Origin of the sequence: Mesorhizobium sp. M7A.F.Ca.US.006.04.2.1 (genome assembly GCF_004022915.1) — a bacterium.
GTDB classification, from domain to species: Bacteria; Pseudomonadota; Alphaproteobacteria; order Rhizobiales; family Rhizobiaceae; genus Mesorhizobium; species Mesorhizobium ciceri.
Genome location: NZ_RZQA01001459.1, coordinates 1 through 798 on the forward strand (window position 1 = coordinate 1; position 798 = coordinate 798).

Here is a 798-nt window from a genome sequence, read left to right on the forward strand (position 1 = left end):
CCCTTGAGGTCGGCTATCGGCAAGGCCGTGTAGCCACCGACCGACTTGCCGGGTGCGAGCAGCAGCGCCTGCGGCCGGGCAATTTCGATTTCTTCAGGGTCTGAACCGCCCTGGACGGCGTCACGCACCGAAACGATCCGCCCATGATATCGCGCACCCGAGGCGGCAGCGTGTGCCGGATCGAAGCCGACACCGCCCGGAGGCTCCAGCGGCAAGGCGATCAGCACCGGTCCGGCGCCCGTGTCAGGGGTGACCGGCAGCGGTCGCGGCGCGTCCATCATGTCCGGGATGGAAAAAGGTGTCCCATCCGGAAAGATGCCCCGCGCGGACAGGATCGAGATCTGGCCGGCTTCCAGCAACGCCTGGTCCAGCGTCAGCTGTTGGAAACCGAACGTATGCAATTGCCCGGCCTGCAACGCGCCGCGCACCGTCGCCTCGAAAAAGCGATCCTGCTGCTGGAAATGCTGGGTCCGCAGGAAAAGCCCTTCGGACCATAGCACCCTGTTTGCATTGCTCATGCCGCTACTCTCTGCATCGAGCTCCCCTTGCCCTTTGCCGCTAGGCGGAAATGCCGCCGCTGCCAAGCGTGACGTTGATCGTGAATTTCGATCCCGACGACACCGACTTAGTTGTCCGCCAGTTCCGGCCGCCGGGCTCGCGGATCAGAGCAACAAAGCCCAGCGCCGTCGCGTCCGGCTCGACCGTGATGGTTTTGGATGCGGATTTTCCCGGCCCGACGGAAATCTGGTCGGATCCGATGAGATCGCCCGCCAGCGCCGTGCCGGCATCCCCCTGCAG

The 798-nt window shown here is 64.9% G+C and carries 2 protein-coding genes; both read right to left on the bottom strand.

Annotated features, from left to right (window positions below):
- Positions 1–518 (bottom strand): type VI secretion system baseplate subunit TssK (gene tssK, locus EN925_RS38040; RefSeq protein WP_164894778.1); only part of this gene is annotated, 518 nt, incomplete at its 3' end.
- 40 nt (positions 519–558) lie between these two features.
- Positions 559–798 (bottom strand): type VI secretion system lipoprotein TssJ (tssJ, locus tag EN925_RS38045; RefSeq protein WP_128337473.1); only part of this gene is annotated, 240 nt, incomplete at its 5' end.